A 19,559-nucleotide genomic window follows, 5' to 3' on the forward strand; every position below is an offset into this window, starting at 1 on the left:
TCGGCCTCACAGCTCGAACGACTCGTGATGGATGCGGCGGTCCGGCGACCCCGCCGCGCGCAGCGCCTCGTACACGTCCCGGGCGAACCCGTGGGGCCCGCAGACGTAGACGTCACGGGCGGGCAGATCGGGGAACCGCGCCCGCAGCGACTCGGCGGTGATGCGGGGGCGCTCACCATGCGGACCGTTCAGCGCGTACAGCACCTCGGCGCCCCGCCACCGCGCTATCGCCTCCAGCTCTCGGCCCAGCGCCAGGTCCTGTGCCGAACGCGCCCGGTACAGCAGCGTGACCTCGCCGGGCAGCGTCTCGAACAGGGCCCGCAGCGGGGTGATGCCGACCCCGGCCGCGATCAGCAGGGTCCGCCCGCCGGTGGCCCGGTCGGCGGTGAGTGCCCCGTAGGGCCCCTCCGCCCACACCCGGGTGCCGGGCCGGAGCGTGGACACCGCCGCGCTGTGGTCGCCCAGCGCCTTCACCGTGATCCGCAGCCGGTCCGGGCGCGGCGGCGCCGACAGGGAGTACGGCGTGGACGTCCAGGCCAGGCCCGCGGCGAGGAACCGCCAGCGGAAGAACTGCCCGGGGCGCGCCCCCAATCGGTCGAGGTCCCGCCCGCGCACCACGACCGAGAACACCCCCGGCGCCTCCCGCCGTACCGACTCCACCCGCAGCCGGTGGCGCCGGTTGAGCCGGACCGGCACGAGGACCCGGAACCACACCACGAGCGCCGCGACCCCGAGATACAGCGCGTACCAGGCGGCGGTGGCCACCGGCTCGCCGCTGAACTGCTCGCCCAGCGACACCTGGTGGAAGAAGGCCAGGAACACGGCCGCGTACGTCAGCAGATGGAGGTGGTACCAGACCTCGTGCCGGAGCCGGCGCCGGGCCGCCCGCGCCGAGGTGACGCCGACCGCGAACAGGATCAGCGTGCCGGCGGTGGCCTTCAGCATGTCCGGGTAGTCCAGCACCACGGTGACCGTCTCGTGCCACAGCGACGCCCGGTCCTGCGCGGCGTACCCGCCGAGGATCAGCGCGCTGTGCGCCACCAGCAGGCACACCGTGTACCGCCCGGCCATCGCGTGCCAGCGCGCCACCCGGTCCGCGCCCACCCGGTTCTCCAGCGCCGGCACCCGCGCCATCAGGGCGACCAGCACCGCGCAGGCGTACCCGCACAACAGTCCGGCGAGCCGCCCCGCGCCGGTCAGCCGGCCGGCCGTACCGACCACGGAGTCGGTGTCCGTCCACCACAGCGCGACGACGGCCGCCGCCCCCGCCCACAGCACCGCCCGCAGCGGCCCCGCCAGGGAGCGTCGCGCGGCCCCCGGCCGGGGCGGCGCCGCCCGTCCCATGTCCACGGCTGTCATCAGTGCCGTTCCCTCCGTCCGCCGTCCGGACCACCGGCCGGCGCAGCCACTGTGCGGGACCCGGCTCTGAGTCACCTCTGAGAAGCGGCCCGCGGCCGGATCTCCGAGAGCCTTCTCACAGAAGTCTCAGAGAGCTCTCACCAACCGCTCTGACCAGCCAGTACGACACCCGCCGAGCCGACTCAGAGGAAACTCAGAGCCGCCGCGGGGACCGGCCGCCGCGCGCACCCGCGATGCTGGGAGGCGCGATGAACACGACCCGTTCCGGCCGCCCGGCCCTCACCCGTCCCGACGGCACCGCGCTGCGCGTCCTCGTCGTGGACGACGACCCCGACCTCGCCGAGGTGCTCACCGGCGCCCTGCGCTACGAGGGCTGGCAGGTGCGCGCCGCCGCCGACGGCGCCGCCGCCCTCGCCGCGGCGCGCGAGCTGATGCCCGACGCCGTGGTGCTGGACGTGATGCTCCCCGACATGGACGGCTTCACCGTGCTGCGCCGGCTGCACGAGACCCAGCCCGAGGTGTGCGTGCTCTTCCTCACCGCGCGGGACGCGGTCGAGGACCGGATCGCCGGGCTCACCGCGGGCGGCGACGACTACGTCACCAAGCCCTTCAGCCTGGAGGAGGTCGTGGCCCGGCTGCGCGGACTGCTGCGCCGCGCCGGCATGGCCCGCCGCCCGGAGCCGGAGGAGGACCCCGGGCTGGTCGTGGGCGACCTGGTGATGGACGAGGACGCCCGCGAGGTGACCCGGGCCGGCGCGCTGATCGAACTCTCGCCGACCGAGTTCGAGCTCCTGCGCTTCCTGATGCGCAACCCCCGCCGCGTCCTCAGCAAGGCGCAGATCCTCGACCGGGTCTGGTCCTACGACTTCGGCGGCCGGGCCCATGTGGTCGAGCTGTACATCTCCTACCTGCGCAAGAAGATCGACGCCGGCCGCGAGCCCATGATCCACACGGTGCGCGGGGCGGGGTACGTACTGAAACCGGTGACCGGGTGACGTCGCATGACCGGATGACGTCACGTGGCCGGGCGGCCTCCGGTGGCCGGACGGGACCCGTCGGCCTGCTCGCCCGGCTGCCCCGGTTCCGCACCCTGCGCGCCCGGATCACCTTCGGCCTGGTCGTGCTGCTCGCGGTGAGCTGCGCCGCGGTCGGGGTGGCCGCCGTGGTCGAGCTGAACGGCTTCCTCACCCAGCGCCTGGACGAGCAGCTCGCCCAGGTCGGCACCCGGTTCCCGGAGAGCCTGGAGCACGACGGCAGGCTGCCCGACGACCACGACGGGGACGAGGACGCCGACACCCGCCGGATGGCCACCGGCACCTTCGGCGCCTGCCTGCGCGGCGGCGCCGTCACGGACAAGGGCCTCATCCGCTCCGGCGACCTATCCGTCGACCTGGACATCACCCTGACCGCGCGGGACGCCGAACGCCTCGCCCGCGTCCCCGACGACGGCCACCCGCACACCGTCGAACTCTCCGCCCTGGGCCACTACCGGGTACTCGCCACCCCCGGCCGGGACGGCGACGTACTGATGGCGGGGCTCCCGCTGAAGCCCGTCGAGGCGGCCGTGCACCGGCTGGAACTGGTCGCCGGAATCGTCTTCGGCCTCGCCCTCGTGACGGCCGGGGTGAGCGGCGCGCTCTGGGTCCGCTGGTCCCTGCGCCCCCTCGGCCGGGTCACCGCCACCGCCGCCCGGGTCAGCGAACTCCCGCTCGCCAGCGGCGTGGTGGCGCTGCCCGCGCGCGCCCCCGTCGCCGACCCGCACAGCGAGGTGGGCCAGGTCGCCGCGGCCCTCAACGGCATGCTCGGCCATGTCGAGGACGCGCTCACCAAGCGGCACGCGAGCGAGGAGCGGCTGCGCCGGTTCGCCGCCGACGCCAGCCACGAGCTGCGCACCCCGGTCGCCTCGGTGCGGGGCCACGCCGAACTGGGCCTGCTGCACCCGGGCCCGGTGCCGCCGGAGGTCACCCGGGCCCTGGAGCGGATCGCCGCCGAGTCCGCGCGGATGGGCCTGATGGTGGACGACCTGCTGCTGCTCGCCCGCCTCGACGCGGGACGCCCGCTGGAGCGCGGCCCGGTCGACCTGACCCGGCTGGTCCTGGACGCGGTCACCGACGCCCGCGCCGCGGGTCCCGGCCACGGCTGGGCCCTGGACCTCCCGGCGGACCCGGTCACGGTCACCGGCGACGCCCACCGCCTCCACCAGGTGTTGGCCAACCTGTTGGCCAACGCGCGTTTGCACACACCCGTTGGCACCAAGGTCACCATCACCCTGGACCCCGGCCCCGACGCCGGCGCCCGCGCCGTCACCCTCTCCGTCCACGACGACGGCCCCGGCATACCCGAGGACCTCGACTCCGCCGTCTTCGAACGCTTCACCCGCGCCGACCACCGCCGCCACGGCGACGCGTCCGCCACCGGCGCGGGCCTCGGCCTGTCGATCGTGTCGGCGGTGGTGGAGGCGCACGGAGGCACGGTGGGCGTGGAGAGCGCCCCGGGCGCCACGACGTTCCGGGTCTGCCTGCCCGCCTGAACGGGGCGCGGGGCCGCGCCGGTACGCGCCTCGCCGCGCGGGCGCACGGCGAGCTCAGTACCGGGTGACCGCGGTGGCGCCGCCCTCCGTGCCGATGGCGATGTGCGGCGCCGCCCCCGGCACCACCCACCGCAGAATCCGCCGCATGGCATCCTCCGGCACCGACACACACCCGGCCGTGGCTCCGGCCCCGTCGACGTGCAGGAAGATCCCCGCCCCCGCCCCCGCACCGGCCGGTGGTAGTTGAACCCCACGACGAGCGCGTACGCGTACTGCGTGCCGTAGGCGCTCAGCCGCTCCGCCTCCGCGGCCCGGCAGTCGCCCGGCAGCGGATCCGTCCAGCGGTTGTACGAGGAGGACGCGTTGTCCTCGCACCACCAGGAACTCTCCGTCACCGCCCGGTAGGAGATCCCCGTCCCGGCCGGCGCCGCCCGGACGCCGAACCCGAACGGCAGGTCGTACAACCCGGCCGGCGTCGTGTCCGTCCCCTGGACGCGCGCGTTCCCCTCGACCAGTCCCTTCGCCCCGAACCGCGCCGGCGCGGAACCGGCCTGCGTCCAGGTGCCGTCCCGCAGGTCCCACCAGGTGACCGTGCCCGTCGTGGCCGACGTGTCCGCTGCCCGCGCGATGATCAGCTGGCTCCCGCCGCCGGTGTCCGCGAGGCGCGCGGGCAGCGGCACCGGCACCGGCGCGCGCGGCGCGGGCGCGGCCCCGAGCAGGCCGAGCAGGGAGGCGGACACGAGGCTGGCGACGACACCGGGGCGCATGCCCAGACGCTAGACGGGGGCAGCGGCGACGGCAGCCCGGGCGGTCCGTCCAGGCTCCGGGCGATGTGCTCCTTCCTGGTGAAGCAGTCGTTCGGGGAGGCGTCGTCCTGCCGCGCGAAGCGCCGCTCGGGCAGATCGCGCTCCTCCCGTACGCCATGAAGGGGACGGCGGACCCGCAGGCGTCCCGCACCAACTCGGCGTGCACGACGACGAGCGCGCGTGATCCGCCCGTTCTCGCGCAGTCACCCGGAGGGGTGATTGACGAATCATGCGGAACCCTGCATACTCATGCATGTCAGCGAATGCACTGTGAGGAGAAACCCGTGACCGAGCGCGTCGTACTCGCCTATTCAGGCGGTCTGGACACCTCCGTCGCCATCGGCTGGATCGCCGAGGAGACGGGCGCCGAGGTCATCGCCGTTGCGGTCGACGTCGGCCAGGGCGGCGAGGACCTGGACGTCATCCGCAAGCGCGCCCTCGCGTGCGGCGCGGTCGAGGCCGAGGTCGCCGACGCCAAGGACGAGTTCGCCGACGAGTACTGCCTCCCGGCGATCAAGGCCAACGCCCTGTACATGGACCGCTACCCGCTGGTCTCCGCCCTCTCCCGGCCGACGATCGTCAAGCACCTCGTGGCCGCCGCCCAGAAGCACGGCGCCACCACCGTCGCCCACGGCTGCACCGGCAAGGGCAACGACCAGGTCCGCTTCGAGGCCGGCATCGTCGCCCTCGCCCCCGACCTGAAGTGCATCGCCCCGGTCCGCGACTACGCGATGACCCGGGACAAGGCGATCGCCTTCTGCGAGGCCAAGCAGCTCCCGATCGCCACCACCAAGAAGTCCCCGTACTCCATCGACCAGAACGTCTTCGGACGCGCCGTCGAGACGGGCTTCCTGGAGGACATCTGGAACGCCCCGATCGAGGACATCTACGAGTACACCTCCAACCCCGCCACCGCGCGCGAGGCCGACGAGGTCGTCATCAGCTTCAAGCAGGGCGTCCCGGTCGCGATCGACGGCAGGCCCGTCACCGTCCTCCAGGCCATCCAGCAGCTCAACGAGCGCGCGGGCGGCCAGGGCATCGGCCGGATCGACATGGTCGAGGACCGCCTGGTCGGCATCAAGTCCCGCGAGGTCTACGAGGCCCCCGGCGCGATCGCCCTGATCACCGCCCACCAGGAGCTGGAGAACGTCACGGTCGAGCGCGAACTGGCCCGCTACAAGCGCCAGGTCGAGCAGCGCTGGGGCGAGCTGGTCTACGACGGCCAGTGGTTCTCCCCGCTCAAGCGCGCCCTGGACGGCTTCATCGACGAGGCCAGCCAGCAGGTCAACGGCGACATCCGGATGACCCTGCACGGCGGCCGCGCGGTCGTCACCGGCCGGCGCTCCGAGTCGTCGCTGTACGACTTCAACCTCGCCACCTACGACACCGGCGACAGCTTCGACCAGGCCGCGGCCAAGGGCTTCATCGACATCTACAGCCTGTCGTCGAAGATCGCCGCCAAGCGGGATCTCGCGTAACCCCTACGGGTTCACCTCGCACGCATCACGCCGACGGCCGCCTCCTCACCTGCAAGGGTGGGGAGGCGGTGGCACAGAGACATCATTCCGAGGAGCAACGCAGTGAGCAGCAAAAGCGGTGACGTACGGCTCTGGGGCGGCCGTTTCGCCGACGGTCCCGCCGAGGCCCTGGCGAAGCTGTCCGCGTCCGTCCACTTCGACTGGCGGCTCGCGCCCTACGACATCGCCGGCTCGCGTGCCCACGCCCGCGTGCTGCACCAGGCCGGACTCCTCACCGAGGACGAGCTGACCCGCATGATCGCCGGGCTCGACCGGCTGGAGGCGGACGTCGCCGACGGCTCCTTCACCGGCACCATCGCCGACGAGGACGTGCACACGGCCCTGGAGCGCGGCCTGCTGGAGCGCCTCGGCCCGGACCTCGGCGGCAAACTCCGCGCCGGCCGGTCCCGCAACGACCAGGTGGCCACCCTCTTCCGGATGTACCTCAGGGACCACGCCCGGATCATCGGCGGCCTGATCGCCGACCTCCAGGACGCCCTGATCGGCCTGGCCGAGGCCCACCCGGACGTGGCGATGCCCGGCCGCACCCACCTCCAGCACGCCCAGCCGGTGCTCTTCGCCCACCATGTCCTCGCCCATGTGCAGTCCCTGTCCCGGGACGCGGAGCGGCTGCGCCAGTGGGACGAGCGCACGGCGGTGTCGCCGTACGGCTCGGGCGCCCTCGCCGGCTCCTCGCTCGGCCTGGACCCGGAGGCGGTGGCCGCGGACCTCGGGTTCGAGCGCGGCAGCGCCGCCAACTCCATCGACGGCACGGCCTCCCGGGACTTCGTCGCGGAGTTCGCCTTCATCACCGCGATGATCGGCGTGAACCTCTCCCGGATCGCCGAGGAGATCATCATCTGGAACACGAAGGAGTTCTCCTTCGTCACCCTCCACGACGCGTTCTCCACCGGCTCCTCGATCATGCCGCAGAAGAAGAACCCGGACATCGCGGAGCTGGCCCGGGGCAAGTCCGGCCGCCTGATCGGCAATCTGACCGGCCTGCTGGCCACGCTCAAGGCGCTGCCCCTCGCCTACAACCGCGACCTCCAGGAGGACAAGGAGCCGGTCTTCGACTCCTGCGACCAGCTGGAGATCCTGCTGCCCGCCTTCACCGGCATGATGGCCACCCTCACCGTGCACCGGGAGCGCATGGAGGAGCTGGCCCCGGCCGGCTTCTCCCTCGCCACCGACATCGCCGAGTGGCTGGTCCGCCAGGGCGTCCCCTTCCGGGTGGCCCACGAGGTCGCGGGGGAGTGCGTCAAGGCCGCCGAGGCCGAGGGCAAGGAACTGGACGAGCTGACGGACGAGCAGTTCGCCAAGATCTCCGCCCACCTCACCCCCGAGGTCCGCACCGTCCTCGACGTCCCCGGCGCCCTGGCCTCCCGTAACGGCCGCGGTGGCACGGCCCCGAGCGCGGTCGCCGTCCAACTGGCCGAGGTGAAGACGGACGTGGCCCAGCAGCACGTATGGGCGGCGGCCAAAAAGTAGGGCACTCGCGCGATCACCGTACGAGCCGAGCCCTGGGGCGGAGCCACGCGCGGGTTACGTTGGTCGGGAACCGAACCGGAACCGACCGAACCGGAGCCCGCGATGCCCTTCGCCCGTCTCGCCACCGCGACCACGCCGACCTGTCACATCGGCCTCGGTCTCGCCGCCGTCGGCCGCCCCGGCTACATCAACCTCGGCCGGGACGGCGACCTCGGCGCGGACCGCAGCGTCGACGCCCTGCGCACCCGTACCCATGAACTCCTCGACGCGGCCTACGCGCAGGGCGTCCGCTATGTCGACGTCGCCCGCTCCTACGGCCGTTCGGAGGAGTTCCTCGCCGAGTGGCTGACGAAGAACCCCGGCATCGACGACGTCGTCGTCGGCAGCAAGTGGGGCTACACCTACACCGCCGACTGGTCCACCGACGCCGAGCGGCACGAGGTCAAGGACCACACCCTGGCGACGTACGAGCGGCAGCGCGCCGAGTCCGACGCCCTGCTCGGCGACCGGCTCGACCTCTACCAGATCCACTCGCTCACCCCGGACAGCCCCGCCCTCACCGACAAGGAACTCCACGCGAGGCTCGCCCAGGCCGCCGCCGGGGGACTGACCATCGGGTTCTCCACCAGCGGCCCCCGGCAGGCGGACACCGTCCGCGCCGCCCTCGCGGTGACGGTCGACGGCGAGCCCCTCTTCCGTACCGTGCAGTCGACGTACAACATCCTGGAGCACTCGGCCGCCCCCGCCCTCGCCGAGGCCCATGACGCCGGGCTGACCGTGATCGTCAAGGAGGGCATGGCCAACGGCCGCCTCGCCGGCCCGAACGCCCCCGAGGCGCTGAGGTCGATCGCGGCCGAGGAGGGGCTCGGCTGCGACGCCGTCGCCGTCGCCTGGATCCTGAGCCGGCCCTGGGTGGGCGTCGTCCTCTCCGGCGCCGCGACCGTCGCCCAGCTCGCCTCCAATCTGCACGCCCCCGCCGTCGACCTGGACGCGGACCGGATGACGCGTCTCGCCACGCTCACCGAGGAGCCGCGCGCGTACTGGGAGCGGCGCGGCCAGCTGCCCTGGCACTGACCGGAAACCCTCCCCGGTCGAAAAGCCCCGTCGGCCCCACCGGCCCCGCCGGCCTCCGCTGACCCGCGCTGACCAGCGGTGATGAGTCACGCATGCCCATGATGAGACAATCATGTCTCACATGGGTTACTCTTGTCTCATGGCCCTGGATCGAGACCATGTACTGCGCAGCGCCGCCGCCCTGCTGACCCGCAAGTCCACCGCGACCATGGACGAGGTCGCCAAGGCCGCCGGGATCAGCCGGGCGACCCTGCACCGGCACTTCGCCGGCCGCGACGCGCTCGTACGCGCGCTGGAGGCGCTCGGCATCGCCGAGTGCGAGGCGGCGCTGGAGCGGGCCCGCCCTGAGGAGGGGTCCGCGACCGAGGCCGTACGCCGGCTGGTCGGCGAGATCCAGTCGGCCGCGGGACTGCTCGCCTTCCTGTACGGCGAGAGCCAGCTGTGGGAGGGCGACCGGCAGAACAACGGCTGGCAGCGGCTCGACAGCCGGATCGGCGCCCTGTTCCAGCGCGGACAGCGGGCCGGCGAGTTCCGCATCGACCTGACCCCGGTCTGGCTCACCGAGGCGCTGTACGGCCTGACCGCCTCCTGCGCCTGGGCCACCCTGGACGGCCGCGTGGCCGCCCGCGACTTTTCGACCATGGTCGCCGAGCTGCTGCTCGGCGGCGCTCTACGGAGAGAGGAATCATGACCAGCACAGTGCAGCCGGCCAAGACGGCGCGGCCCACGCCGCGCCCGGGCCGCTGGCTCGCGCTCTGCGTCCTGGTCCTGGCCGTGCTGCTGGTGGCCGTCGACGCCACCGTGCTCGGCCTGGCGACCCCCTACATCAGCGAGGACCTGCACCCCTCCGGCACCCAGCTGCTGTGGATCGGTGACGTCTACTCCTTCGTCATCGCCGGTCTGCTGGTCTCCATGGGCAGCCTCGGCGACCGCATCGGGCGCAAGCGCATCCTGCTCTGCGGCGCCACCGCGTTCGGCGCGGTATCCGTGCTCAACGCCTATGCCACGACACCGGAGTTGATGATCCTCGCCCGGGCGCTGCTCGGTGTCGCGGGCGCGACCCTGATGCCGGCCACCCTCGCCCTGATCCGCAACCTCTTCCACGACCCGCGCGAGCGCAGCCTCGCCGTCGGCATCTGGGGCGCGACGGCCTCGGCCGGTACGGCGGTCGGCCCCATCGTCGGCGGCTTCCTGCTGGAGCACTTCTGGTGGGGCTCGGTCTTCCTGATCAACCTGCCCGTGATGGCGGTCCTCGTCCTGGTCGGCATCCGCACCCTGCCCGAGTCCCGCAACCCGAACCCGGGCCCCTGGGACCTGGCCAGCGTGCTGCTCTCCCTCGTCGGCATGATCGGCGTGGTCTACGCCGTCAAGGAGGCGGCCACCCACGGCTTCTCCTGGCCGACGCTCGCCGCGGGTCTGCTGGGCGCGGGCGCGCTGTACGGCTTCGTGCGCCGCCAGCTGACCATGCCGGCCCCGCTGCTGGACATGCGGCTGTTCCGGCACCGCGGCTTCAGCGGTGCGGTGCTCGCCGACCTGCTGACCGTGCTCGGCATGTCCGGCCTGGTCTTCTTCCTCTCCCAGTACCTCCAACTCGTGCAGGACCGGCGCCCGTTCGAGGCGGGCCTCGCCGAACTGCCCGCCGCCGTGGGCGCGGTGGTGGCCGGACTGCTCGCGGGCCGCGCCGCCCGGCGTTTCTCGGTCCGCTCGGTGGTCTCGGCCGGCCTCGCCGCGGTCGGCCTGTCCCTGGCCGTGCTGACCTGCCTCGGCCAGTCCACGGGCTACCCGGTGCTCGGCGCCGCCCTGCTGGTGGTGGGCGCCGGCGCGGGCCTGTCGTTCACGGTCACCGCCGACGTCATCCTCTCCAGCGTCCCCAAGGAGCAGGCGGGCGCCGCCTCCGCGGTCTCCGAGACGGCCTACGAACTGGGCGCCGCCCTCGGCATCGCCCTGCTCGGCTCCATCGTGACCGCCGTCTACAGCGGCTTTAGGGGCCCGGCCGGCACCCCGCCGGGCGCCCATGAATCGCTGGGCGCGGCCGTGGAGGCGTCGGCCCAGCTGCCGCCGAGCACGGCCGAGCCCCTCCTGGACGCGGCCCGTGACGCCTTCGTGCACGGCCTCCACCTGGCCGCGGGCGCGGGCGCGGCGGTCCTGCTGGGCACGGCGGCCGCGGCGTGGTTCCTGCTGAAGGGGCAGAACCTAGAAAACCCAGAAAACCCAGAAAACCCGGAGAACGCCGAGTGAGCGCCGAGTGAGCGCGGCCCGCTCGGCGCCCCCTCAGCGCTTGTAGCCGAGCACCGTCATCATCCCGCTCTCCGAGTGGTACTGGTTGTGGCAGTGCACCATCCACAGCCCGGGGTTGTCCGCGTCGAACTCCACCACCAGCTTGCGATGCGGCAGCACCAGCGCCGTGTCCTTGCGCGCGCCGACCGCGTCCAGCCCGGTCATCGCGAAGGTGTGCCCGTGCAGATGCATCGGGTGCCACATGTCCGTCGCGTTGATGAGGGTCAGCCGCACCCGCTCCCCGGCATGGATCTCGTGCCGCTGGCGGACGTCGTACGGCTTGTGGTCGAAGCCCCAGTCGAACTTCGCCATGCTGCCGGTGATCTTGATGCGCAGCTGGCGGTCCGGGTGCCGCTCGGGCAGGGCCACCGAGTCGGCCGGCACCAGCCGCCGCGCGGGCACGCACTCGCCGTCCAGTTCGTCGGGGCGGACATCCGGCGCGGGAAGGTTCTTCCCCTTGTCGGTGCGCAGGACGGCGAGCGCGCCGCCCTTCTTGCCCTCGGCCAGCGCGACCAGCGGGAAGCAGCCGTCCTTGGCGGTCACCAGCACGTCGTACCGCTCGGACATCCCGATGAGCAGGGCGTCGGTCTCCTTGTGCCGCACGGGGTAGCCGTCGGTGTGCGTGACCGTCATGGCGTGGCCGCCGAGCGAGACCCGGAAGGCGGTCTCCGAACCCGCGTTGACGAAGCGCACCCGGATGCGGTCGCCGGGCCGGCAGCGGAACTCCTGGGGGTGGTGCGGCAGCCGCCCGTTGGCGAGGTAGTACGGATAGTCGACGCTGCCGCCGTCGCCGTCGAGCATGCGGCTGTGGGAGTCGTGCAGCACCCGGTCCGGACCGCCCCCGGCCTTCCTGGACGGCGCCGGCTTCGCCTTGGCCGACCCGCTCGCGCGCGGCGAGGGGCTCCCGCTCGCGTGCGGGTGCTCCGGGCCCATGCCCATGCCGGCCATGGAGCCGCCCGGCTTGAGCTGTTCGAGCACGCTGTCGGGGGTGGAGCCGTCCACGCCGTCCAGCCAGTCGTCCAGGACGACGACCCACTCCTTGTCGTAGGCGAGCGTCTCCTTGGGATCGTCCACGACCAGCGGCGCGTACAGCGCGCGGTCGGGCTGCATCCCGACATGGGAGTGCAGGAGATACGTGCCGGGGTGCTTCACGGTGAACCGGTAGCGGTAGTCCAGGCCGGCCGGGATCGGCCGCTGCGTCAGATCCGGGACGCCGTCCATGTCGCAGCGCAGCCGCACCCCGTGGGAGTGCAGGGTGGTGGTGGTCGGCAGCCGGTTGGCGAGCGTCAGATCGAGGACGTCGCCCGCGGTCACCCGGACCAGCGGCCCCGGCACCGTGTCGTTGTACGCCCAGGTGCGCACCGAGCGCCCGCCCAGGTCGAGCTTGGTCTCCGCGGCGGTGAACCGGTAGGTGCGGACCCGCCCCGCCCCGCGCTTCCGCTCGGTGGCGAGCACCTCCGGGTCCGACGGGTTGACGTACCCCTTGGGCCCCGCCGGTACGAAGTTCCCCTCGATGCCCGCCCCGAGGGGACCGGTGTCCGGGTGGTGCGGACCGGAGCGGGTCTCCGGCTCCGAACCGGAGCCGCAGGCCGCCAGGAATCCCGCGCCGACGGCTGCGATCGGGACACGGAGGAGGGTTCGCCGCGAAGGTGTATCCATGTCTGCATCAGACATGTTCTGTGGATCACGCGCTCGGGGGCGTAGGCCGAATGACCCTGCCCCAGGGCAGATTCACACCGGCAGACGGACGAACGCGGGCCGCCCCGGTCGTACCGGAACGGCCCGCGGCCATCTGCTGCGCCGGACTCAGGCGGCCTTCGCCTTGGTGGCGTACATGTCGACGTACTCCTGCCCGGACAGCCGCATGACCTCGGTCATCACGGAGTCGGTGACGGCGCGCAGCACATAGCGGTCGCGGTCCATGCCGTCGTAGCGGGAGAACTCCATCGCCGGGCCGAACCGCACGGTGACCTTGCCGGGCCGCGGCATGCCGTTGCCGCCGGGCTGGAGCTTGTCGGTGCCGATCATCGCGAACGGCACCACCGGCGCGCCGGTCATCAGGGTCAGCCGGGCGATGCCCGTACGCCCCCGGTACAGACGGCCGTCGGGGGAGCGGGTGCCCTCCGGGTAGATCCCGAAGACCTTGCCCTCCTCCAGGACCCGGCGGCCCGTCATCAGCGCCGCCACACCGCCGTTGGCGCCGTCCCGGTCCACCGGGATCATGCCGACGCCGGTGAAGAACCACGCCATCAGCCGGCCCTTGAAGCCCTTGCCGGTGACGTACTCGTCCTTGCCGATGAAGAGCACCTGACGCTTCGTGACGACCGGGAGCACGATCGAGTCGATGAAGGTGAGGTGGTTTCCGGCCAGAATCACCGGGCCGTCCCCCGGGATGTTCTCCGCGCCCTCCACCTGTGGGCGGAACATCAGGCGCATGATCGGGCCGAGCACTGCCTTGATGAGGCGGAAGCGGGACAACGGGTCCTCCGATGTCAGGGGGCGATATGAATCTGTGCGATATGGGTCTGTGCAGGTGAGGACATTACTCGCGGCTCCGCCGCCGACGCACATCGGGGACGGGCGGTTCACCGACGTCTTACGAAGTGTTGACATCGGTTTACCTGGTTCACCTGCGGTGACGCGTGGCGGACGGCGTGTGACGCCCTTGTGCCGATGTGACGGACATCGCTCGTCCCGTCCCCGTACGCGACACTCCGTCACCTGCCCGCACACACGGGCCATACGCCCGCACCCGCGAGTTCGACGCGAAGCCGCCCTCCTGTCATATGCGCGCCCCTACGATCTCCCGGACTGATGAGCATCGGACTGATGAGCGAAGACAGAAGACGGCAGGAGGCCGCCATGGGAACCGAGCGTACGACCGAGACGCAGCCACAGACGCAGGCCACGGGACGGCGGGCGCTCCTCGGCGCCGCGATGCTGGGCGCGGGCGGCGCGGTCCTCGGACTGTCCGGCACCGCCCGGGCCGCCGAGGCCCCGGCGGCGAGGCGTACCGCGCGCGGGCTCAAGGGCCTGCCGGTGCCGGCCATCGTCGGCCACCGCGGCGCCAGCGGCTACCGGCCCGAACACACCTTCGGCTCCTACGAGCTGGCCCTCGACCTCGGCGCCGACATCGTGGAGGCCGGCGACCTGTGCCCCACCAAGGACGGCCATCTGGTGTGCCGGCACGAACCGGAGATCGGCGGCACCACCGATGTCGCGGACCACCCCGAGTTCGCCGCCCGCAAGACCACCAAGGTGCTCGACGGCGTCCCCACCACCGGCTGGTTCACCGAGGACTTCACCCTCGCCGAGCTGAAGACGCTGCGCGCGATCGAGCGCATCCCGGCCAACCGGCCGCACAACACCCTCTACAACGGCCGCTGGGAGATCCCCACCTTCGAGGAAGTCCTGAAGTGGCAGGACGAGCAGACCCGCAAGCGCGGCAAGCAGGTCTGGATCTACCCGGAGACCAAGCACCCCACCTACTTCCGCAAGCTGGGCCTCGCCCTGGAGGAGCGGGTGGCCAAGCTGCTGCGCAGGCACGGCAAGGACACCCGCAACTCCCCGGTGATCCTCCAGTCGTTCGAGCCCACCAGCATCCAGAGGCTGAACCGGCTGGTCGACAACCCGCTCGTGGTGCTGCTGTCCACGGCCGACAGCCGCCCCTTCGACTTCGTGGAGGCGGGCGACCCGCGCACGGTCGCCGACCTGATCACCCCCAAGGGCCTGCGGGAGATCGCCGGTTACGCCCAGGGCATCGGCCCCACCCTGGACCTCGTCATCCCCAAGAAGGCGGACGGCTCCCTCGGCGAGCCCTCCACCCTGGTCTCCGACGCGCACCGGGTCGGCCTGATCCTGCACCCCTACACGATGCGCAACGAGAACCCCTTCCTGCCCGCCGAGTTCCGCAAGGGCGGCGCGGCCGACGGCTACGGCGACCCCTTCGGCGCCTTCAAGGCGTACTTCGCGACCGGCATCGACGGCGTCTTCACGGACAACGCCGACACCGGCGTCCTGGCCCGCGCCGACTTCCTGGGCTGACCCGCACACCGCCCGCCGCGCTGCCCCCCGCGATCTCCCGGAAGGCCCCGCCTCGCCGGGAGGCCGGGGGGAGTTGGCTATGTCACAGGGCGTCCCCGGGCGACGACGGTTGCCTCCCGCCGCGCGCGGGATAGGAGTGTGGGGGACGACAGGTGATCAGGTGAGCGGGAGGCATGCGCACATGGGCATGAGCGTGACCATCTCGGTGGCGACCGAAGAGGACGCGGAGGACATCTTCCGCCTCCAGTACCTGTGCTTCCAGAGCGAGGCGCGGCTGTACGGCAACTACCGCATCGACCCGCTCGTCGAGACCCTCGACGCCGTCCGCGGGGAGATCGGCGTCGACTGCGTCTTCGTCGCCCGGCTCGGCGACGAGGTGATCGGCGCCGTACGCGGCAGGATCACCGAGGACGGCTCCGCCGCCATCGCCCGCCTCTGCGTCCACCCCCGGCTCCAGGGCCACGGCATCGGCGCCCGCCTGCTGCGCGCCGCCGAGGCCGACCTGGCCGGGGAGCGCGGCGCCACCCTCTTCCGCCTCCGGACGGGCCACCGCAGCGAGGGCAACCTGCGCCTCTACCGCCGCGTCGGCTACGAGCCCGTGGGCAGGTCGAAGGGAACGGACGGCGTCGACCTGATCGTGCTGGAGAAGCCGGCGGCCACGTACGCGGCGACGGCGTGAGCGGCGCGCCCGCGCACCTCAACCAGCCGCCCGCGACCGCGCCTTCCGCAGCCAGTACATCGCGGAGACGGGCAGCAGCACGGGGATGAACACGTACCCCATCCCGTAGTCGGACCACACCGTGGAGTCGGGGAACGCCGAGGGGTCGACCACCGTCCACGTGCCCACGAGCAGCACACCGGCCAGCTCGACCCCGCAGCACAGCAGCGCCGCCCGCCGGGCCACGTCCCCGCCCCGCACCAGGGTGTACGTGATGAACGCGTAGATCAGCCCGGCGACCGCGGACAGCGCGTACGCCAGCGGCGCCCGCCCGAAGTCCGTCGCGATCTGGTAGACGGAACGCGACAGCGCGCCGACGACCATCACGCCGTAGAACCACACGAGCAGCATTCCCGGCCCGCTGATCAACCGGGCCGGCTTCTCCTCGACCGTCGTCATCCTCAGCCTCCCCAGATGTCAAAGAGCCGGACCTGAAGGACGGCCAGCACCACGCCGCCCGCCGCGGCCGTCACCGAACCCCACCGGGTCCGCTCGGCCAGCGACATGAAGCCCGCGGCCGGCACGCACGCGAACGCGCCCAGCAGATACGCCACGAAGATCGCGGTCCCCTGCGCCGGCTTCTCGCCCCGGGCCAGCTGCACGATCCCGATCACCAGCTGGACCACCGCCAGCAGCGACACCACGGCCATGCCGATGAAGTGCCAGTCCTTCGTCGGCTGGTCACGATAGGCGGCCCAGCCGCACCACGCGGCGAGCAGCAGCGCGGCGACCCCGGTCACCAGCGTCAGGACAGTGAGCATGCGGTCGACCTTATTACGGCGGAAACGGGCCAACGCCGCCGACCCCGCCGTACGCCGTAGGGTCGAGGCCATGACGATCCACGCCCACGCACTCCTGTTCGACAACGACGGCACCCTGGTCTCCTCCTACGACTCCGTCGTGCGCTGCTGGACGGTCTGGGCCAAGGAGTACGGGGTCACGGCCGAACAGTTCGGGCAGGTGGAGCTGCACGGCCGTACCGCGGCCGAGATCGTCGCCGACCTGCTGCCCGCGGACCTGGTGCCCCGGGCCGTCGCCCGGGTCGAGCAGCTGGAGGTGGCGGACGTCTCCGGCGTACGGCTGCTGCCCGGCACCCGGGAGTTCCTGGACTCCCTGCCCGCCGACCGCTGGGCCGTGGTCACCTCCGCCACCCGCCGGCTCGCCGAGGCCCGCCTGGCGGCCGTGGGTGTCACCCCGAAGTGCCTGGTCAGCGCCGACGACGTCACCCGGGGCAAGCCCGACCCCGAGCCCTATCTGCTGGCCGCCCGGCAGCTCGGCGCGGACCCGGCCGACTGCGTGGTCTTCGAGGACGCCCCCGCCGGACTGCGCGCGGCCCGCGCGGCTGGCATGCGCACCGTGGCGTTGGCCACAACCCACCGGGCCGAGGAGCTCGACGCCGACCTCGTCGTGGACGACCTCGCGGCCTTGCGCGCACTGGTCACCGACGGGGAAGTGGCGGTCTCCGTCCGCGACTGAGCCCGCCCCCGGGGTGTCCGCCGCTGTCCACTATGCGGACGGCGGCCACCGCTCTTCGGCGGGCTTCTGCTTTACTGGGCCGCATGACCACGACGAACAGCCGCATCCCTGCGACCGAGGCGACCATGACGCCCGGTGCTGTTTGTCTGTGTCCGTGTCGAATGTGCGCCTTCTAGAGGGCCCCCGCACCACCTGAGCCTCGCGCCCCGAAGCGAGAGCCGCGGCCCGTCCCACGCCCCTACCCGGGCGAGTGGGACCCGAGGGCCGTACCGCGCACACGACGTTCTCCCGCCTCACCGCCACCCGAGAACCGTGCCGCGTACCCCACGAACGCACGCAACGCACCCGTGCCCGGGCACACCCGCGCCCGCGCACTCGACAGTGACGGAAATCCTGTGATCACCACATCGGGCCTGACCAAGGTCTACCGCTCCCGCGGCCGCGATGTCACCGCCCTCGACGGCGTCGATCTCCACGTCCGCGAGGGCGAGGTCTACGGCGTCATCGGCCAGTCCGGCGCCGGCAAGTCCTCGCTCATCCGCTGCGTCAACCTGCTGGAGCGCCCCACCTCCGGCACGGTGACCGTCGCCGGGCAGGACCTCACCGCCCTGGCCGGCCGCGGCCCGCGCGCGGGCCGGGAACTGCGCCAGGCGCGCAGCCGGGTCGGCATGGTCTTCCAGCACTTCAACCTGCTGTCCTCGCGGACCGTGCAGGACAACATCGAGCTGCCGCTGGAGATCCTCGGCACCTCCGGGAAGGAACGCTCCCGCAAGGCGCTGGAACTGCTCGACCTGGTCGGCCTCGCCGACAAGGCCAGGAGCTACCCCGCCCAGCTCTCCGGCGGCCAGAAGCAGCGCGTCGGCATCGCCCGCGCCCTGGCCGGCGACCCCAAGGTGCTGCTCTCCGACGAGGCCACCAGCGCCCTCGACCCGGAGACCACCCGCTCCATCCTCCAGCTGCTGCGCGACCTGAACCGGCAGCTCGGCCTCACCGTCCTGCTCATCACCCATGAGATGGACGTGGTCAAGTCGATCTGCGACTCCGCCGCCCTGATGGAGCGGGGCCGGATCGTGGAGTCCGGCACGGTCAGCGAGCTGCTGGCGACCCCCGGCTCCCAGCTGGCCGCCGCGCTGTTCCCGGTGAGCGGCGAGCGCACCGGCACGGAGCGCACCGTCGTCGACGTCACCTTCCACGGCGAGGCCGCGACCCAGCCGGTCATCTCCCAGCTGTCGCGCACCTACAACATCGACATCTCGATCCTCGGCGCCGCCATCGACACCGTCGGCGGCCTCCAGATCGGCCGGATGCGCATCGAACTGCCCGGCCGCTACGAGGACAACGTGGTGCCCATCGGCTTCCTGCGCGAGCAGGGGCTCCAGATCGACGTCGTGGGCCAGGAGGCCGCACTGGTGAAGGAAGGTGCCAAGTGACCTGGTCCGAGATGCAGCCGCTGCTGTCCGACGCGTGTTCCCAGACCTTCGACATGGTGCTCTGGTCCACCCTGATCGCCGTCGTCGTGGGCCTCCCGCTCGGCCTCCTCCTCGTCCTCACGGACCGCGGGGGCCTGCTCCAGAACGTCGTCGCCAACAAGGTGATCGGCCAGATCGTGAACGTCGGCCGCTCGCTGCCGTTCATCATCCTGATGGTCGCCCTGATGAGCTTCACCCGCTGGGTCACCGGGACGACGATCGGCACCGCCGCCGCGGTCGTGCCGCTCGCCATCGGCGGCATCCCGTTCTTCGCCCGCCTGGTCGAGACGGCCGTGCGCGAGGTGGACGGCGGCCTCGTGGAGGCCGTGCAGTCCATGGGCGGCAACACCTGGACCATCGTCCGCAAGGTGCTCGTCCCCGAGTCCCTGCCCGCGCTGATCGCCAGCACCACCACCACGGTCATCGCCCTCATCGGCTACTCCGCCATGGCCGGCACGGTCGGCGGCGGCGGCCTCGGCGACCTCGCCGTCCGCTACGGCTACCAGCGCTTCGAGACCGAGCTGATGTGGATCACCGTCGGCATCCTCGCCGTCGTCATCTCCCTCATCCAGTTCGCCGGTGACTTCGCGGCCCGCGCCCTGCACCGCCGCGGCGGCCGCTCGGGCCCCGGGCCCAGGCTGCGGCTGCTGAAGGCCAAGGGCGACAAGGAGCCGGACACGGACACGGCCGAGGTCGCCAAGGCCGCGTAGGCATCGGCCGGCCCGCACGTCGAAACGTTTCTGCTGAGCGGCCGCCCCCAGAACTCCCCGTCGCCCACCCGTCACCCGACCACCACCC

The 19,559-nt window shown here is 72.4% G+C and carries 17 protein-coding genes and 2 pseudogenes; 12 read left to right on the forward strand and 7 right to left on the reverse strand.

The window, feature by feature from the left end:
• Positions 1 to 6 precede the first annotated feature (6 nt).
• A complete protein-coding gene (locus GHR20_RS29010; RefSeq protein ID WP_153814831.1) occupies positions 7 to 1,359 on the reverse strand; it encodes a ferric reductase-like transmembrane domain-containing protein in 1,353 nt (450 codons plus the stop codon).
• Between the two features lie 248 nt (positions 1,360 to 1,607).
• Between GHR20_RS29010 and GHR20_RS29015 the strand changes: the two genes are divergently transcribed.
• Positions 1,608 to 2,354, forward strand: a complete 747-nt coding sequence (locus tag GHR20_RS29015) for a response regulator transcription factor (protein ID WP_111585316.1) — start codon at positions 1,608 to 1,610, stop codon at positions 2,352 to 2,354.
• Positions 2,355 to 2,368: 14 nt separating this feature from the next.
• A complete protein-coding gene (locus tag GHR20_RS29020; protein ID WP_153814832.1) occupies positions 2,369 to 3,889 on the forward strand; it encodes a HAMP domain-containing sensor histidine kinase in 1,521 nt (506 codons plus the stop codon).
• 54 nt (positions 3,890 to 3,943) lie between these two features.
• Here the strand turns inward: GHR20_RS29020 and GHR20_RS29025 are convergent.
• A pseudogene (locus GHR20_RS29025) lies at positions 3,944 to 4,656 on the reverse strand (L,D-transpeptidase family protein).
• Positions 4,657 to 4,661: 5 nt separating this feature from the next.
• Positions 4,662 to 4,882 (reverse strand): annotated as a pseudogene (locus GHR20_RS37755) (pyridoxamine 5'-phosphate oxidase family protein); the annotation flags it as partial.
• 97 nt (positions 4,883 to 4,979) lie between these two features.
• Between GHR20_RS37755 and GHR20_RS29030 the strand changes: the two are divergent.
• From GHR20_RS29030 to GHR20_RS29050, 5 genes are all read left to right on the forward strand, one after another.
• The gene (locus tag GHR20_RS29030) at positions 4,980 to 6,173 is read left to right on the forward strand and encodes an argininosuccinate synthase (protein WP_153814833.1); all 1,194 of its coding nucleotides are present in this window, start codon (positions 4,980 to 4,982) and stop codon (positions 6,171 to 6,173) included.
• A gap of 102 nt (positions 6,174 to 6,275) precedes the next feature.
• A complete protein-coding gene (argH, locus tag GHR20_RS29035; RefSeq protein WP_153814834.1) occupies positions 6,276 to 7,703 on the forward strand; it encodes an argininosuccinate lyase in 1,428 nt (475 codons plus the stop codon).
• A gap of 102 nt (positions 7,704 to 7,805) precedes the next feature.
• Positions 7,806 to 8,777 carry an aldo/keto reductase gene (locus tag GHR20_RS29040; RefSeq protein ID WP_153814835.1) on the forward strand — a complete coding sequence of 324 codons (972 nt, stop codon included), beginning with the start codon at positions 7,806 to 7,808 and terminating at the stop codon, positions 8,775 to 8,777.
• Positions 8,778 to 8,916: 139 nt separating this feature from the next.
• Positions 8,917 to 9,468, forward strand: a complete 552-nt coding sequence (locus tag GHR20_RS29045; RefSeq protein WP_111585273.1) for a TetR/AcrR family transcriptional regulator — start codon at positions 8,917 to 8,919, stop codon at positions 9,466 to 9,468.
• Positions 9,465 to 11,015, forward strand: coding sequence for an MFS transporter (locus tag GHR20_RS29050; RefSeq protein WP_153814836.1), 1,551 nt, complete (start codon positions 9,465 to 9,467; stop codon positions 11,013 to 11,015). The genes GHR20_RS29045 and GHR20_RS29050 overlap by 4 nt, the downstream gene beginning before the upstream one ends.
• 33 nt (positions 11,016 to 11,048) lie before the next feature.
• Here the strand turns inward: GHR20_RS29050 and GHR20_RS29055 are convergent, their stop codons facing one another.
• Together GHR20_RS29055 and GHR20_RS29060 are read right to left on the reverse strand one after the other, a co-directional pair.
• A complete protein-coding gene (locus GHR20_RS29055) occupies positions 11,049 to 12,713 on the reverse strand; it encodes a multicopper oxidase family protein (protein ID WP_111585275.1) in 1,665 nt (554 codons plus the stop codon).
• A 147-nt stretch (positions 12,714 to 12,860) separates the two neighbouring features.
• Positions 12,861 to 13,625: a lysophospholipid acyltransferase family protein gene (locus tag GHR20_RS29060; protein WP_111585276.1), complete on the reverse strand. Its 765-nt coding sequence runs from the start codon at positions 13,623 to 13,625 to the stop codon at positions 12,861 to 12,863.
• Between the two features lie 291 nt (positions 13,626 to 13,916).
• Here GHR20_RS29060 and GHR20_RS29065 point away from each other — a divergent pair, with 291 nt between their 5' ends.
• The gene (locus tag GHR20_RS29065; RefSeq protein WP_111585277.1) at positions 13,917 to 15,098 is read left to right on the forward strand and encodes a glycerophosphodiester phosphodiesterase; all 1,182 of its coding nucleotides are present in this window, start codon (positions 13,917 to 13,919) and stop codon (positions 15,096 to 15,098) included.
• A 181-nt stretch (positions 15,099 to 15,279) separates the two neighbouring features.
• A complete protein-coding gene (locus GHR20_RS29070) occupies positions 15,280 to 15,777 on the forward strand; it encodes a GNAT family N-acetyltransferase (RefSeq protein ID WP_153816172.1) in 498 nt (165 codons plus the stop codon).
• An 18-nt stretch (positions 15,778 to 15,795) separates the two neighbouring features.
• Here the strand turns inward: GHR20_RS29070 and GHR20_RS29075 are convergent, their stop codons facing one another.
• On the reverse strand, positions 15,796 to 16,215 hold the full coding sequence (locus tag GHR20_RS29075; RefSeq protein WP_111585279.1) for a hypothetical protein: 420 nt from the start codon (positions 16,213 to 16,215) through the stop codon (positions 15,796 to 15,798).
• Between the two features lie 2 nt (positions 16,216 to 16,217).
• Entirely contained in the window at positions 16,218 to 16,577 is a 360-nt protein-coding gene (locus GHR20_RS29080) for a hypothetical protein (protein ID WP_111585280.1), read from the reverse strand.
• 70 nt (positions 16,578 to 16,647) lie between these two features.
• On the opposite strand from GHR20_RS29080, the gene GHR20_RS29085 reads away from it, so the two are divergent.
• From GHR20_RS29085 to GHR20_RS29095, 3 genes are all read left to right on the forward strand, one after another.
• Complete coding sequence (locus tag GHR20_RS29085) at positions 16,648 to 17,292, forward strand: HAD-IA family hydrolase (protein WP_153814837.1); 645 nt, start codon at positions 16,648 to 16,650, stop codon at positions 17,290 to 17,292.
• 395 nt (positions 17,293 to 17,687) lie between these two features.
• Positions 17,688 to 18,722 (forward strand): ATP-binding cassette domain-containing protein, encoded by a 1,035-nt coding sequence (locus tag GHR20_RS29090; protein WP_153814838.1) that lies wholly within the window; start codon positions 17,688 to 17,690, stop codon positions 18,720 to 18,722.
• On the forward strand, positions 18,719 to 19,471 hold the full coding sequence (locus tag GHR20_RS29095; RefSeq protein WP_111585283.1) for a methionine ABC transporter permease: 753 nt from the start codon (positions 18,719 to 18,721) through the stop codon (positions 19,469 to 19,471). Before GHR20_RS29090 ends, GHR20_RS29095 begins: the two co-directional genes overlap by 4 nt.
• The last annotated feature ends 88 nt before the right edge of the window (positions 19,472 to 19,559 follow it).

It is taken from the genome of Streptomyces sp. SUK 48, assembly GCF_009650765.1.
Classification (GTDB): Bacteria; Actinomycetota; Actinomycetes; order Streptomycetales; family Streptomycetaceae; genus Streptomyces.

Excerpts from the sequence above, each read along its gene's own strand:
- GHR20_RS29010 (WP_153814831.1), bottom strand. The coding sequence starts at position 1,359 with ATGACAGCCGTGGACATGGGACGGGCGGCGCCGCCCCGGCCGGGGGCC.
- GHR20_RS29015 (WP_111585316.1), top strand. The coding sequence starts at position 1,608 with ATGAACACGACCCGTTCCGGCCGCCCGGCCCTCACCCGTCCCGACGGC.
- GHR20_RS29020 (WP_153814832.1), top strand. The coding sequence starts at position 2,369 with ATGACGTCACGTGGCCGGGCGGCCTCCGGTGGCCGGACGGGACCCGTC.
- GHR20_RS29040 (WP_153814835.1), top strand. The coding sequence starts at position 7,806 with ATGCCCTTCGCCCGTCTCGCCACCGCGACCACGCCGACCTGTCACATC.
- GHR20_RS29045 (WP_111585273.1), top strand. The coding sequence starts at position 8,917 with ATGGCCCTGGATCGAGACCATGTACTGCGCAGCGCCGCCGCCCTGCTG.
- GHR20_RS29050 (WP_153814836.1), top strand. The coding sequence starts at position 9,465 with ATGACCAGCACAGTGCAGCCGGCCAAGACGGCGCGGCCCACGCCGCGC.
- GHR20_RS29055 (WP_111585275.1), bottom strand. The coding sequence starts at position 12,713 with ATGGATACACCTTCGCGGCGAACCCTCCTCCGTGTCCCGATCGCAGCC.
- GHR20_RS29060 (WP_111585276.1), bottom strand. The coding sequence starts at position 13,625 with ATGTGCGTCGGCGGCGGAGCCGCGAGTAATGTCCTCACCTGCACAGAC.
- GHR20_RS29065 (WP_111585277.1), top strand. The coding sequence starts at position 13,917 with ATGGGAACCGAGCGTACGACCGAGACGCAGCCACAGACGCAGGCCACG.
- GHR20_RS29070 (WP_153816172.1), top strand. The coding sequence starts at position 15,280 with ATGGGCATGAGCGTGACCATCTCGGTGGCGACCGAAGAGGACGCGGAG.
- GHR20_RS29075 (WP_111585279.1), bottom strand. The coding sequence starts at position 16,215 with ATGACGACGGTCGAGGAGAAGCCGGCCCGGTTGATCAGCGGGCCGGGA.
- GHR20_RS29080 (WP_111585280.1), bottom strand. The coding sequence starts at position 16,577 with ATGCTCACTGTCCTGACGCTGGTGACCGGGGTCGCCGCGCTGCTGCTC.
- GHR20_RS29085 (WP_153814837.1), top strand. The coding sequence starts at position 16,648 with ATGACGATCCACGCCCACGCACTCCTGTTCGACAACGACGGCACCCTG.